At 64.0% G+C, this 12,999-nt stretch carries 14 protein-coding genes; 4 read left to right on the forward strand and 10 right to left on the reverse strand.

The window, feature by feature from the left end:
- The first annotated feature begins 1 nt into the window (after position 1).
- Positions 2-901, forward strand: coding sequence for an ABC transporter permease (locus NGM68_RS03695; RefSeq protein WP_252700301.1), 900 nt, complete (start codon positions 2-4; stop codon positions 899-901).
- 55 nt (positions 902-956) lie between these two features.
- Here the strand turns inward: NGM68_RS03695 and NGM68_RS03700 are convergent, their stop codons facing one another.
- Complete coding sequence (locus tag NGM68_RS03700; RefSeq protein WP_252700302.1) at positions 957-1,481, reverse strand: NUDIX hydrolase; 525 nt, start codon at positions 1,479-1,481, stop codon at positions 957-959.
- Positions 1,478-2,326 carry an HAD family hydrolase gene (locus NGM68_RS03705; RefSeq protein ID WP_252700303.1) on the reverse strand — a complete coding sequence of 283 codons (849 nt, stop codon included), beginning with the start codon at positions 2,324-2,326 and terminating at the stop codon, positions 1,478-1,480. Before NGM68_RS03705 ends, NGM68_RS03700 begins: the two co-directional genes overlap by 4 nt.
- 626 nt (positions 2,327-2,952) lie before the next feature.
- Here NGM68_RS03705 and NGM68_RS03710 point away from each other — a divergent pair.
- Complete coding sequence (locus NGM68_RS03710) at positions 2,953-3,699, forward strand: MBL fold metallo-hydrolase (RefSeq protein WP_252700304.1); 747 nt, start codon at positions 2,953-2,955, stop codon at positions 3,697-3,699.
- A 37-nt stretch (positions 3,700-3,736) separates the two neighbouring features.
- On the opposite strand, the gene NGM68_RS03715 is transcribed toward NGM68_RS03710, so the two are convergent.
- The 4 genes from NGM68_RS03715 to NGM68_RS03730 all read right to left on the reverse strand — a co-directional run bounded on the left by NGM68_RS03715 (position 3,737) and on the right by NGM68_RS03730 (position 7,514).
- Positions 3,737-4,714 carry an isocitrate/isopropylmalate dehydrogenase family protein gene (locus NGM68_RS03715; protein ID WP_252700305.1) on the reverse strand — a complete coding sequence of 326 codons (978 nt, stop codon included), beginning with the start codon at positions 4,712-4,714 and terminating at the stop codon, positions 3,737-3,739.
- A 43-nt stretch (positions 4,715-4,757) separates the two neighbouring features.
- Positions 4,758-6,230 (reverse strand): aldehyde dehydrogenase family protein, encoded by a 1,473-nt coding sequence (locus NGM68_RS03720; RefSeq protein WP_252700306.1) that lies wholly within the window; start codon positions 6,228-6,230, stop codon positions 4,758-4,760.
- 270 nt (positions 6,231-6,500) lie between these two features.
- The gene (locus NGM68_RS03725; RefSeq protein ID WP_252700307.1) at positions 6,501-6,938 is read right to left on the reverse strand and encodes a hypothetical protein; all 438 of its coding nucleotides are present in this window, start codon (positions 6,936-6,938) and stop codon (positions 6,501-6,503) included.
- Between the two features lie 117 nt (positions 6,939-7,055).
- Positions 7,056-7,514, reverse strand: coding sequence for a universal stress protein (locus tag NGM68_RS03730; RefSeq protein ID WP_252700308.1), 459 nt, complete (start codon positions 7,512-7,514; stop codon positions 7,056-7,058).
- Between the two features lie 247 nt (positions 7,515-7,761).
- Between NGM68_RS03730 and NGM68_RS03735 the strand changes: the two genes are divergently transcribed.
- Both NGM68_RS03735 and NGM68_RS03740 read left to right on the forward strand, forming a co-directional pair.
- Positions 7,762-8,220 carry a universal stress protein gene (locus NGM68_RS03735; protein ID WP_252700309.1) on the forward strand — a complete coding sequence of 153 codons (459 nt, stop codon included), beginning with the start codon at positions 7,762-7,764 and terminating at the stop codon, positions 8,218-8,220.
- Between the two features lie 155 nt (positions 8,221-8,375).
- The gene (locus tag NGM68_RS03740; RefSeq protein WP_252700310.1) at positions 8,376-9,638 is read left to right on the forward strand and encodes a DHH family phosphoesterase; all 1,263 of its coding nucleotides are present in this window, start codon (positions 8,376-8,378) and stop codon (positions 9,636-9,638) included.
- Positions 9,639-9,898: 260 nt separating this feature from the next.
- Here the strand turns inward: NGM68_RS03740 and NGM68_RS03745 are convergent, their stop codons facing one another.
- The 4 genes from NGM68_RS03745 to NGM68_RS03760 all read right to left on the reverse strand — a co-directional run bounded on the left by NGM68_RS03745 (position 9,899) and on the right by NGM68_RS03760 (position 12,808).
- Positions 9,899-10,477 carry a 2Fe-2S iron-sulfur cluster-binding protein gene (locus tag NGM68_RS03745; RefSeq protein ID WP_252700311.1) on the reverse strand — a complete coding sequence of 193 codons (579 nt, stop codon included), beginning with the start codon at positions 10,475-10,477 and terminating at the stop codon, positions 9,899-9,901.
- 77 nt (positions 10,478-10,554) lie between these two features.
- Positions 10,555-11,454 (reverse strand): phosphogluconate dehydrogenase (NAD(+)-dependent, decarboxylating), encoded by a 900-nt coding sequence (gene gnd, locus NGM68_RS03750; RefSeq protein ID WP_252700312.1) that lies wholly within the window; start codon positions 11,452-11,454, stop codon positions 10,555-10,557.
- A gap of 233 nt (positions 11,455-11,687) precedes the next feature.
- Positions 11,688-11,978, reverse strand: coding sequence for a hypothetical protein (locus tag NGM68_RS03755; protein WP_252700313.1), 291 nt, complete (start codon positions 11,976-11,978; stop codon positions 11,688-11,690).
- Between the two features lie 173 nt (positions 11,979-12,151).
- A complete protein-coding gene (locus tag NGM68_RS03760) occupies positions 12,152-12,808 on the reverse strand; it encodes a DUF6517 family protein (protein WP_252700314.1) in 657 nt (218 codons plus the stop codon).
- Between the last annotated feature and the right edge of the window lie 191 nt (positions 12,809-12,999).

Genomic DNA, 12,999 nt, shown 5'->3' on the forward strand with positions numbered 1-12,999 from the left:
TATGAGCACGAAACTTCCATCACTGAGCGACTCCAGCGGCACCGAATCAGTACTGCGTCGCCGTACGAAGTTGTTCTGGCGTCGATTCCTGGCGAGCAAACTGGCAGTCGTCGGTGCCGCGATTCTCTCGACGTTCGTGCTGGTCGGCGTGTTCGGCCCGTATCTCGCTCCCCACGACCCCGCGGCAATGAACCCGACACACGCACTCGCGGAGCCGTCGCTGACGCATCCGTTCGGCACTGATCACTACGGACGCGATCTGTTCTCCCGTGTTCTCGCCGGCGCGCGGATCGCACTCATCGTTGCCCTTGGCGTCCCGGTTATCTCCATGACCATTGGCGTTCCCGTCGGTCTCGTCTCCGGCTACTTCGGCGGTCACGTCGACAACGTCCTGATGCGACTGATGGATTCGTTGTTCGCGTTTCCGGCCGTCCTGCTCGGGTTGACACTCGTCGCCGTCTTCGGGACGGGACTGACAAACATCATCATCGCCATCGGTATCGTGTTCATCCCACAGTTTGCCCGTATTACGCGCGGAAGCGCCGTCTCCGCCTCGAAAGAAGAACACGTGAAAGCGGCCAGGGCACTCGGTGGTTCCAACGTCCGAATCATCGCGCTTCACATCTTCCCGTTCTGTATCTCTGCGATCATGGTTCAGGCGACGATCACGGCCGCCGCTGCGATCCTGGTGGAGGCGTCGCTCTCGTTCCTGGGTGTCGGGATGCAGCCACCGGATCCCTCCTGGGGATCGATGCTGCAGGTTGCCAAAGGATATCTCGGCCACGCATGGTGGTTCGGGTTCTTCCCCGGCGTGGCGATCATCTTCGCGGTAATGGGGTTCAACCTGCTCGGCGACGGCCTTCGGGACGTCCTCGATCCGCGGATGGATCCGGATCGGTAAACAGCGAGCAATCCCGGACTCTTTCGTTAAGCTGCCCAGATACTCGAGACTCGAGTCACTCCTCGAGAACGTTCAGTACCGAGCCGACGATCTGCCCCGTTGCCCCCCAGATCGTCGCGTCGTCGTATTCGAATTTCGGCTGGTCGGAGCCGTCGTACTGTTCCTGAAGCACCGCGAGCGGGACGAAGACGAGTTCCTCGACCTCGGTCTCGCAGGGGTCGAACGTTGCATTCGGGTCGACGTGGCCGACGAATGGGACGATCCGGTACCCCGTTTCGGTCGCGACGTCATCGACGCGACCGAGCAGGTCGACGTTCGTGATCGAGACGCCGGTCTCCTCGGTGAATTCGCGTAATGCCGTTTCCCGCGGAAAGTCGTCGCCCGGATTCGACCGTCCGCCGGGAAGCCCAATCTCACCGGCGTGTTCGTCCCGGTACGCGGTTCGTCGGATAAAGACGATCTCGGCCCCGGTCGAATCCGATTCGCGAATCGGGACGACGACCGCACTATCCTGTAACGTCGGATCGGACAACTCGGTCGGGACAACTCCGGTGAGTCGGTTGGCGACCTCTCGTTTCACAGATCGACTCCCCCATCCACGATGGCCGAACGGTTTATTCGAAGCGCGTCTGGTACCGCTGCCAGTGAATCGACCGTCACGTCGGCCAACGGCTGCAAGCGTTCGCTCGTCCGTGCATCTCCGTCGTCGATGAACACGGCGAAATCGGCCACCTCGAACGCGAACCGGTCGTTCACGAAGTCGCCGACCATGACGACCGGTCGATCCTCACCCAGCGACTCGACCGTCCTGCGCTTGTCGACCGCTGACTGGTACGGGTGGACGTTTTCCGCTGGAATACCGACGACGTCTGCGACCGACTGGAGAATGTTCGTCGAGTCTCCGGAGACGATGTGCGGATCGTACCCGTTTTCGGACGCCCAGGCGACGACCTCCGGCGACACCTGAAGCGGCGTTGCCGTGTAGCCGACGACACGAACGACCGTCCTCTCGCCCACGTCGGCGACGAGCTGTGCACCGGCCGGTGGCGTGTTGGTCTTCAGGTGGGACGTCTCGCGATCCATCGTCCGTTCGACTGCCAGCTCGACCTGGTCGGCGACGACTCTGGCAGGAAGGTCTCGTTCCTCGAACAACAGCTCTCGAGCCCGGTCGACCGTCATCTCGCAGTTCGACAGCGCCAGGCGAATCGGGACGTCCGCGGCGTCGAGCACGCTTCCCAGGGGATCGGTGGACTGGAAGGGCTCGAGATCGTCGCAAACGAGATTCACGAGGGCGAACTCGCCCTGGTTGCTCGGCGTGGCAGGAACCGACTCGAGCCAGTCGTATCCCGGTACAACCGTCTTTCGGACGACGGTCGTTTCACTGAGCGTGCCGGAGTTGTCGAAGGCGACGACCGGTGTTGTCATCGTCCATCACTCCGTTTGACGGCACCGTTGAGACTGCAACTGGCGTCGATCATACCGTGTCTGGATACTGGTGTGTGACCGTCCGTGTGCCTCGCGAGTCCGCATCGAGGCTAATCGCCACGGTTTCTGGCAGATTCATGCCCCTCAATAACGTGCCAGATCCCATCAACCTTTGGAAAATAGCTGCAAATTCCGATATATTTCCTAACCTACGGTGTTGGTTATGAATCCTGTTCTCGGAATCCGCACAGAGTAGAATTATCACCAACGAAACCTTCCTCAAATGTACGAATTCACTGCCCGGTTCAGCGATGAATCGCCTCGAGTGGTCTCTCCATCGACTTCGGCAACTGTCTTCGGCTCTGCCGGAATGGATCGAGGCTGGCTGTGCGCGCTAGCCCGCATCAAGCCCCTCGAGCACCCGGACGTGAACCGTGACGAGCTGGTTTTCGTCTCCTCCCGAGTGTGGGCGATGGGCCACCTCGACCGAACGTTCGTCTGTGGAGGGACGGGGCCTCATCTTCGATCGCGAATCGCCTTCGACGACCGTGTGCCCGTCGGCTACCCCCGTGATACGGGTTGCTGCTTGCTCAGCCTTTTTGTGCCCGTTTCGCCTTGTGTCGGCAATGCACGTCACGTTCCTCGGAACGGGTAGCGCGATGCCGGTTGCGGATCGCCATCAGACCGGGATCCTGCTCGAGACGAACGACCAGGTGCTGCTCGTCGATTGCGGTGCGGGAATACTCCACCGGCTCGCCGCGACCGACGTCGGTTACGAAGGCGTCGGAACCGTCCTGTTGACCCACCACCACCTCGACCACGTCAACGACCTCCTGGCGCTGTTGAAAGCACGGTGGCTGGCCGGAGAGGACGAGTTCGAGGTGATCGGGCCGGCCGGAACGGAGGCACTCGTCCACGATCTGCTCTCGATCCACGACTATCTCCAGGATCGGATCGACCTCACCATCAGGGAGGTCGGTTCCCACGAGTTCTCCATCGGTGCGATCGACGTGGACGCGTACCCGACTCGACACTCGATGGACTGTCTGGCCTACCGGTTCTCCACCGAGGACGCCGCTGGCGATTTCACGTTCAGCGGCGACTCCGAAGCATTCGCCGACCTGGCTGCCTTCGCGGACGGCTCGAGCGTTCTCGTGCACGACTGTTCGTTCCCAGACCAGACGGCGACCCCGAATCACGCGTCGCCCGCCGAGTTGGGGGAAGCATTGACGGGCACCGACATCGGCTGCGTCTACCTCACCCACCTCTATCCCCACGTGGACGGCCATCGCGAGTCGATGCTCGAGTCGATCGGTCGCCAGTACGATGGCGAGGTACGATTCGCCGCAGACGGTCTCTCGCTCGAGATCTGACCAGGCTTCCGTTGTGGAGGGGCGATCCAAAATTTCGTTATAGTTCTTGCAAAATTGCGTCCGTCACCGCACGTGTCGAGGCTGACCCACCCATATCCGGTGTGTGCGGCCCCGACGCAAGCACCCCTGTAACGGCTACTCGAACGTCTGTTGCCGCCTCCGCGTAGCCGAGATTCTCGAGCAACATCGCCGCCGAGAGGATCGTCGCAGCCGGATTGGCGACGCCCTTTCCAGCGATATCGGGGGCGCTGCCGTGTACCGGTTCGAACAACCCGCCGCCGGGGCCGAGGTTGGCCGAGGGCAACACGCCCAGCCCGCCGACGAGTCCCGCGGCGAGATCCGAGAGCACGTCGCCGGCGAGATTCGGCATGACCGCGAGTTCGAACGTCTCGGGGGTGAGACAGACGTGCGTCGCGAAGGCGTCCATGAGTACCTCTTCGGTCGGAACATCGTTCTCCTTGGCGACCGCGAGTACGGCGTCTCTGAACCGCCCGTCGGTCTCGCGCATCACGTTCGCCTTGTGAACGACGTGCAGCGTCTCCACGTCGTGGGTTCTCGCGTACTCGCAGGCGAACTCGGCCAGCCGCGTCGCTGCCGACGTACTCGAGACGCGCGTCAGCGTCGAGAGGTCGTCACTTAGGCGTGTCTCGTGGCCAGCATAGACGCCTTCCGTGTTCTCACGCAGGATGACCAGATCCAGGTCGGGACACAGCACGTCGGTTCCGGCGACCGCTCGAGCGGGCCGGACGTTGACGAAGGAGTCGATGGCGTTTCGCAGGGGGATGACGACGTCGGCCGCCGTCTCGCCGACGGCACCCAGGAGGGTTGCATCAGCCCCCAGTACGGCCGTCCGCGTCTCCGCGGGGAGGGCCGTCCCCGTCCGCTCGCGAACGGCATCACCCGCATCGACCTCGACGAACTCGAGATTGCCGACGGCCTCGAGCACGTCGACGGCCGCGGGGACGACCTCCTGGCCGACACCGTCGCCTGGGATGACGGCGATGCGGTCTGTCATCCGAGAACCTCCCGTGGCGGTTCGATCGTTGCGATCCCGATCATCAGGCACCCGGGAGGTTCCCGCCGCCGTCACCGATGTTGATGGCGACGTTTTTCGACTGCACGTAGGACTCGAGCGCTTCCAGCCCCTTCTCCCGGCCGATTCCGCTCCGTTTGTAGCCGCCGAAGGGGGTCTGCTGAGTGTCGACGAACCAGTCGTTGACGTAGACGTTCCCGGCCTCGAGGCGACGTGCCAGGCGGCCCGCCCGGGAGACGTCGCTCGTGAATATCCCGGAGACGAGGCCGTAGTCGACGTCGTTCGCGATCTCGAGTGCCTCGGCTTCGGTGCTGAAGGGTATCACACAGAGCACGGGGCCGAAGATCTCCTCCTGGGCGATCCGCATCTCCGAGGAAACGTCGGTGAACACCGTCGGCGGAACGAAGTAGCCGCGGCGATCCGGCGGGGTGCCGCCGGTGGCGAGGGTCGCCCCCTCTGATTGCCCGACGTCGATATAGCTCGTCACCTTCTCGTACTGCTCGGCGGAGGCGAGTGGCCCCATGTCGGCGTCTTCATCGCCGGGGGCGAGTTCGTAGTCGTCCGCGAGGGAGACGATCCGCTCGACGAACTCGTCGTAGACGGACTCGTGGATCAGGGCCCGGTCGGCGGCCGAACACACCTGTCCCGCGTTCGTGAAGATGGCCGTCGCGACCGTCTCAGCGGTTGCCTCGAGGTCGGCGTCCGGGAAGACGAGTGCCGGGTTCTTCCCACCGAGTTCGAGCGTGACGGGCGTGATCGTCTCGGCGGCCGTCCGCATGATGGTCTGGCCGGTCGGCACGCTGCCGGTGAAGGTGATCGTGTCGATCCCCTCGTGGGACGTGACGGCGGCCCCGGTCTCGCCACCGCCGGGGACGACGTTGATCAGGCCGTCCGGGACGTCCGTCTCCGCACACAGTTCCGCGAGGCGAAGGGAACTCAGCGGGGTCTGGGGGGCCGGTTTGAGGACGACCGCGTTCCCGCCGACCAGCGCGGGTGCGGTGCCGCGGGCGAACAGGTTCCCGGGGAAGTTCCACGGCGTGATCTGGGCGCTCACCCCGTAGGGCTCTCGGATGGTGAAGTCGAGTTTATCGGGGCCGAGCGGGATGCTCCGTCCCTCGAGTTTGTCCGTAAACCCCGCGTAGTACTCGAAGTACCGGGCGGCGCTCTCGATGTCGCTTTTCGCCTGGGAGAGCGGCTTCCCCTGATCGAGGCTCTCGAGGGCGGCCAGTTCGCCCAGGTGGTCGCGTATCTGCTGGCCGATCGCGTAGACGAGCCGACCGCGCTCGGCCGGGGGCATCTCTCGCCACTCCGCGAACGCCTCGCGGGCCGCGGCGACGGCTGCGTCGACGTCCGGTTCCGTACACCGTGCAACGGTGGTGAACGCCTCCTCGGTGGCCGGATTCACCACCTCGTCGTAGCTGTCGTCCGCTGGCGGCGTCCACGCCCCGTCGATGAACGGGTCGTACGCCGACTCGAGGTCGAGGTCTCCTGGGTGCATGGTCGTCTCTTCCCCCCCAGCTATATCACTTCTTGGAAAATTGTACTTTTACTCACCAATGTTCTCTGGATGGTGGTATACTAAGAAATGTTTTCTACGGGCTCATGAGAATGGGCTAATTATTTCATCGAATGGTGGCAACTGCCTTTGCAGTGACGGTGGCGTCCCGCCGAACGTACCCGAGTGGGCGGGACGGAGTCAGTCGATCCTCGCGGTCGAGTGACCATCCGAGTCGACGGTCATGTCGAGAGGTCGAGCACCCAAACTCGCTCACTCCCGAGGCGAATCGTCCTCGGGTACCTCCCGTTCGTAGGTCGTGATCGGTACCACGGTCGATCCAGCGGGTTCGCCGGTGATCGTCGCCGAGACGGTGGTCTCCTCGAGATCCGTGTTCGACTCGAGCGGCTCGTAGCCGTCGTCGGTTGCCACCGCGACGGCTACGTTGGTCGGACTTGCTCCCGGCGGCAGTGCCGAGGGGTCGTACGGCAGCTCGAGACGAAGCACGTCCAGTCCGCCGACGGTGTCGATGGCGTTCAGGTCGACGGGATCGCCCAGGGCACCCGGCGGGGCGTCGGCGTCGCTCTCGATGAGGGTGACGGCGTCGGGGACATCGTCGGCGATGAGCGAGAGTCTGGCGGTGTCCCCACCCGATTCCGGTTCCAGTGTGCTCTCGACGATTCGGTCTGAATCGTAGCCAGGGATCGTCATACAGCCGATCCGGTCGCGACCCGCTAAAGCGTTGAGCCAGCCATCGCGTGCTTGCGGTCGGCTAATCGATTAGGCGTTGACTTCGTCCTCACGGCGCGGTGGCGTCGACGCCTCGACTCACACTGAAAGCACGGGTTGGCTCGCGTACGAGAGCACGTACTCGGCGGCCTTCTCGAGTACCTCCGTGGGGGCGTCGGTGACGGACTCCCGTGGGAGGACGATGAAATCCGCGTCGATCGAATCCGCCGCGTCGAGAACGACGCTGCCGGGGTGGCGGGTTTTGATCGAGGGCGAGAAGCCGTGGGCGACGGAGGTCGTGTACGGGACGTCGTAGGCGTCGGTGACGCCGGCGACCTCCTCGAGGAAGCCCTGGGTGTTGTCGGCGACCTCCTGTTCGTCGACGACGCCCGAGTCCATTCCCTGGACGACCTCACGGCCGAGGACGAACAGGACGTGCACGGAGGCGTCGTAGCGGTCGGCGACGGCGACGGCGTACTCGACGGCGGTGGCTGAGTCCTCGCTGCCGTCCACGGGGGCGAGGACGGTTTCGACGCGGAACGGATCGCTGACGTCCATACCTCATCTGGGGATGCGGGGAGCAAAAAAACCCACTCACCGAGGGGCGAGTGTTGCTGCGGGTAGGCGTAGTGACTCCCCTCGTTCGAACCCCACCGCTCGAGTTCGACTCGCCGTTGGCGTCGACGATCATCGTTCGGTACGACGAGTGTCCTCGAGTGTAGGGGTTGTACAGGACTGCCCGCGTTCACCACCATTTCTCGAGCGAGTCGGGTGCGTTTATACGCTCCGACGAGAATGGTGAAGCATGTTCGATACGGTCGTCGTCGCAACGGACGGCTCAGAGAGCGTCGAACGAGCGGTCGACGTCGCGCTGGATCTGGCGGGCCGGTTCGGGGCCGACGTACACGCCCTCTCGGTCGTCGACGCCGGCGAGGTAGACGCATCACCGGAACAGCTCCGCGAGGAACTCCGAACCGCCCTCGAGACCCACGCCGAGGGCGCCCTCTCGAAAATCCGCGATCAGGCCGGCCCCGGCATTACGACTGCCGTCCGCGAGGGGCGACCCGCGCCGGAGATCAGTACCTACGCGCGGGAGGTCCACGCCGATGTCATCGTCACCGGCACCCGCGGTCGTCACGGCGAGAACCGATTGTTACTCGGGAGCGTCGCCGAACGCATCGTGCGAACCTCACCGATTCCCGTCTTGACGGTGCGTCAACTCCCGGACGAGGAACCGGCGAGTGACGCCGATGCAGTCGCCTGATTCGGATCCTTACCCACTCGTTTATATTTTCTCTCGTGCGTCACACACTCGAGCACTACCCAACCGCTACGCCACTCGAGTTCTGCGACGAGCCACTTGAGTCAGCCCACTCGAGAGACCGGCGGTTACTTCCCCCCAGACTACACAGACACCGTATGGACGAGGATCTCATTTCGAGTTCGAATCTCCCGCTCGCCCGGAAATCCGTCATCCCTGGCACCGGGTTCTTTCTCCCGGACGACGTCGAGGACGGCCTCGAGGAGAAGGAGGCACAGGCGGCCCTCGCCGGTGCGGATGTCGCCGTAATCGCCGACGCCGACGCCGATGGCCTTGCCTGTGTGGCACTCATTCGGGAGGCCTACGACGACGTGCAGGTGGTACCGGAACCACCCGTTGACGACGAGGAGATGGACGACGCAGCGGACGTGGAGGCAATCACCGAGTCGACTGACGCGGGGACGGACGTTCCCCCCGAACCGGAACCTGACGTCGACCCGCTCGAGGAACCCGAGCCGACCCCCCACCGCGTCGCCTTGCTCCCGGCAAGCCCCCACAACGTCGAGGACACCATCCAGCGGGTCGCCGACTACGCTAACCCGGGGATCGACTGCTACGTGTGTGACCTCTGTCCGGACAAGTACGAGTACGTCGAGACCGAACTCGAGGCGCTGCTCGAGGTTGTCGACGATGTCTCGTGGTACGACCACCATCAGTGGGACGAGGACGTCGCCGAGGCCGTCAGGGAGGCGGGCGTCGACCTCGTCGTCGGCGACTCGGAAGAGGAGTGTACCGCGGACGTGGCGCTTCGCTCCCTCGCGTACGACTTCGACGAGCGTTTCGAGACGCTGGCGGCGGTCACCCGTGACCACGACCTCTGGCTGCGCGAGGATCCGCGTAGCGACGACCTGGCGGATTACGCCTACTGGACGGATGCGGCGGAGTACGTCGAAGTCGTCAGGGAGTACGGCGTCGACCTCCCCGAGTGGGTGCAGGCATTCCTCACCGAACGACGAGTCGAGAAGCAAGGGCTCATCGACCGGGCCGTCGCTCGCGCGGAGTTCCGCGAGGTCGGCGGCTACACCGTCGGCGTCACCTACGGCCGCTGTTCACAGAACGAGGTTGCCGAAGCCATGCGCGAACAGGATGCTGACGCGTCGGTGATCGTCAAACCGGCTGGTTCAGCCTCCATTCGGGGCACCGACGCCTTCGAGCGCTGTCACGAGGTGGCGGGGCGGCTCAACGGCGGTGGCCACCCGAAGGCTGCAGGCTGTAAACCAGACATCTACGACGACATGCTGGATTACGCCCAGCACTGGACGACCCGCGGCGCGGTCGCCAAGCAAGTGATTCTCGACGCGTTCGAAGCGGTGCTCGAGGAAGCGGACGAGGTCGACGGGAGCGACGAATCCGAAAACTGAGCCGATCGACCCCGTTTCGTGGATCGATTTACTGTTCACTTTCTATAGTATATTGGTGCAAAAACGGTAGTATTGGAACGACGATAATGCGGATAGCGACTCGAGTACGAACCGGCCACACTTTCGCCCGACGCGAAACGAACTGCCGGTAGTGGATCACCGGATCGATCGAACTGCATCGATCCGTAACCACCCGTGGCTCGAGGAGCGGGAGATAGCGATCTGATGGAAAACAGCCCCCAAACGCCTCAAAAATGGTGCTACGGTGCTTCGCTCGTCTCGATGGAGAACTCCCCGCGCGGGTAGGCGACGCAGGTGAGGACGTACCCCTCCGACATCTCGTTCTCGTCGAGCATCTGCTGGTCGTCGTGTTCGACGAGTTCGTTCGCGTCGCCGGAGATTTTCCCGGAACAGGAGACACAGCTCCCCTCGCGGCAGGCGTACGGCAGATCCCAGCCCTGTTCTTCGCCCTGGTCGAGCAGCGGCTCGTTGTTGGCCACTTCGATCGTCTCGCCCTCCTTGACGAACTCGACTTCGTAGTACTCGATCTCGTCCTCGGGAATGTCGCCGGGGCCGGATTCGGCTTCGGCCTCGCCGCCTTCCTCGAGTTCCGCGCCGGCTTCGCCACCGCCGACGGCTGCGACCGCTCCACCGCCACCGATCGCGCGGTTCATCGGCTCCGGAAAGTCGGTCTCGGGAACGCTCTGTGCACGGTGCTCGAGTACCTCCTGGGTGAGATCCTCGGTCGGGCGCCACGGGGTGCCGCGGGTGAAATGAAGGACGACTGCCCCCACGGTCAGGGCGATCCCGATAATGAGCCCGATCTGGCTATAGTCCATATGCGAGGGATTTGGGTGCAGTGATTTATGTGTGTTGCTCTTTGATCGGCAGCTTGCTCAGAATCAGTTGGCCGATTTCACTCCCGGCGCTGTACTTCGTGACGACCGAAGCCATAGCGCATGCGGTTGGCCAGACGCCGCGAGAACCGCCCGTCGTCGGCTCGAGAGCCAAATCGCTCGGAGAGCGCGGTGTAGATGAGCGGCAGCGGCACCTCCTGGGCGAGCCCCTCCTGGACTGTCCAGGTGCCCGTCGAGCCGCCTTCGATCCGGTCGGCGACGTCGCCGAGGTCGGTGCCTTCCTCACGGAATGCCTCCTCACAGAGTTCGAGCAGCCACGAGCGGATGACCGCGCCGTTGTTCCACACTGAGGCAACGGCCTCGAGGTCGAGGTCGTAGCGGCCCTCGTGGAGCAGTTCGAACCCCTCGCCGTAGGCTTGCATCAGCGCGTACTCGACCCCGTTGTGTACCATCTTGACGTAGTGTCCCGAGCCGGCCGGCCCCATCCGGGCGTGGCCATCCGGGCCGGTTGCGACGGCGTCGAACGCCGGCTCGAGTTCCTCGTAGGCCCACTCGGGGCCGCCGATCATGAGGGAAAAGCCAAGTTCCGCACCGGCGGGGCCGCCCGACGTGCCACAGTCGAGATACGCCGCCGGGCAGGCCTCCGCGCGACGAACGGACTCCTCGTAGTAGGAGTTCCCCCCGTCGACGACGACGTCGTCTGCCTCGATGAGGGGTTCGAGTTCCTCGAGGGTCGCATCGACCGGCGCACCGGCGGGCACCATCAACCAGAGGCGCTTCTCGCTGCCGAGGTGGTCACACAGCTCCGCGATGGAGTCCGCGGGGGTCGCGCCTGCCGCCGCGGCGGCCTCGATTGCCGCCTCGTCGAGGTCGAACGCCACGACGTCGTGACCGGCCGCGAGGACGCGGTCGACGACGATCTGGCCCATCCGTCCGAGTCCGATTACGCCGAGTTCCATGGCCAGTGGTGCGCGCGGATGTGTGGTAGGGGTTGCGGTTTCCGGGAGCGACTCGCTGCTCGATGCGTTTATGGGAGCGCCTACTGGAACACCTCTCGAAGGATACGGGGACGTCGTGTCCGACAGTGCTAGGTGGTGCTGGATCAGTGGTGGCAGTGCAGCTACCATCCGGAGTCGTGACACGACACGCCAGCAACTGGTGTCGGGTGGTGGGTGGCGCTGGAACGCGGGAGTCAGGGCGACCCGACGCGTTCACAGCCCGTGATCGCGTCCGCCACGTCGTCCGATAACTCGGTGTCTCGAGGTGTGTCCGGTTCCGGCTCAGGTTTCGGCCGATCCGATTTCGGTTCCAGTTCCGGTTTTGGTCTCGAGTACGTGGTCGTTCCAGCGGCGTACAGCCGCTGGTGGAGGTCGTTGACGATCGCAGCCGCCGTGTAGCCACATCGGCTGCACACCGTCTCGCCTGCTCGCCCATCCCATTCGAGCCTGTGTTCTCCGGCGTCACAGGCCGATTCCGTCCCCATGAGCATCGATCTGGGGTGGGTCGACCTTAGCTGTTCGCCAACCTCGAGACCACGTAGGCGATTACTTCAGAGTAAGTCGATTCGGCTCAGTAACTGGCTCACGAACGTCGGGGCTCGGCGATTCGAATGGCTCCCACACCGTTCATCCGGCGACCCTACCGACCCCTTCACTCTCAGTGTTCGACGCCCTCGATCATCCGTAGAACTGTCTCCGACTCGGTCTCGATCCCTAGCGGTCGTGGGTAGACGGCGACCCCGATCACGAAGTCGTCGCCGTGGGCCACGGGTTCGGTGAGCTGGAGGGTAACCGGCATCGAGAGCCCCTGCTCGAGGAAAGTCGCTCGAGCGTGGTAGCGAACCAGTGGTGTCGACGAACCGAGGACGGTCACGGACGTCTCGTCGACTCGAGACACGTCCCGAACGTCTCCGTAGTGATCCTGGATCAACTCGACCAGGTCGTCGGTGTCGTAGTCGCCGACGGGATTGAACGTCCGGCCGAGTAGCGACACTTGCGGCGTGGTCAACACGACGACGACGGCGGCCTGTGCTCGGGTGAGGCCGAGGTCGTCGAGCGCCACTGCCCGGTCGTACTCTGCGTACCAGTTTCGGGCTTCGATGGTTCGCTCGAAACCGAATCGGCCGACCGTCTCCTGGATGACGAGCTCTTCGACGGTTCGCTCGGCGTAGCCGGTCGTCGAGAGGACGTCCGGTGAGATGGTCGCCGCAGACGACGAGAGGACGTCACCGGAACGCTCGAGACAGCCGGCACTGACGGCTACTACGCCCGTGCCAGTTGCTGCCAGAAACTGTCGTCGCGACGTGAACGTCATCACCAGAGGCAGGTGCCGAGCCAGCAAATCCCCTTCGGTTTCGGCGAGTCGCGTTCGTCGGGGTTCTGTCGTGTTGCGGTGGGGTTACTGGTACGTGGTCTCGAGAGCGTCGATACGGTACTCTATCGACCAGGGTTTGTAGGCCGACGATGGCGTGACTACAGGCTGATCGACGTCGTGAAAAAGCAACG

It is taken from the genome of Natronosalvus vescus (genome assembly GCF_023973145.1).
GTDB classification, from domain to species: domain Archaea; phylum Halobacteriota; class Halobacteria; order Halobacteriales; family Natrialbaceae; genus Natronosalvus; species Natronosalvus vescus.